This is a genomic window from Aeromonas sp. QDB11, assembly GCF_027705265.1.
Taxonomy (GTDB): domain Bacteria; phylum Pseudomonadota; class Gammaproteobacteria; order Enterobacterales; family Aeromonadaceae; genus Aeromonas; species Aeromonas allosaccharophila.
The window spans coordinates 1-647 of sequence record NZ_JAPDBM010000228.1 but is presented as its reverse complement, the minus strand read 5'-3'; the positions used below and the strand labels follow the sequence as shown (position 1 = coordinate 647).

Sequence of the window (647 nt, the reverse complement as noted above, 5' to 3'; positions counted from 1 at the left end):
GCGGTATGGAAGGAGCGCAACGGTCACTTGGCCAGCGCAGAAAGCGAAGCGAACCAACATCAAGGTGAACTGGGTCGCTACTTCCTTGAAAAGGTCGCCTACTTCAAGTCGCGCTGACCCTATCAACACGTTCATCGGTGGCTATGCAGGTCACTAGCAACAAACCGCATTCCAAACAACTTAACGAGGTACGTATTGTGACGGCATTGGTAGTCAACTTGGTAGAGACCTACTCCAGCCGAGGTGCTTACAAGGGCGCCATTAGCGCTTGGCGGGTTTCAAGTGATATGGCCAACAAAATCTCCACCGTCATTGGGGTTTACAAGTCTCAAGTCGTGGTTGTCATCGAAGGCTGCCAGCTGAAACTCTCGACACCTGATGCCAATGAACTACACGATGACGGGTGTGATGGTCGTTACTTCGTGGTCGGTGGAGACGTTTACGAAGACACCAAAGCTTGGCTAAAGCCGCATCCGTGGTTATTCAAGTCACTGGCCAGCGTACAAGGCCCACGCTACCTGAGCCTCGAAGAGGCCAACCAGATACCTTCAGGCAGCGTCATACTGAAGTAAGCCATATCTACACATCTTGATAGATAAGGTGAGGGAGGCTCGCGCCTCCCCCACTCAACACCACACCTCACACAA

General features: G+C 52.4%; 1 protein-coding gene. It reads left to right on the top strand.

Annotation, left to right across the window (positions count from 1 at the left end):
• Positions 1–137 precede the first annotated feature (137 nt).
• Positions 138–572 (top strand): hypothetical protein, encoded by a 435-nt coding sequence (locus tag OKC40_RS22800; protein ID WP_155270316.1) that lies wholly within the window; start codon positions 138–140, stop codon positions 570–572.
• The last annotated feature ends 75 nt before the right edge of the window (positions 573–647 follow it).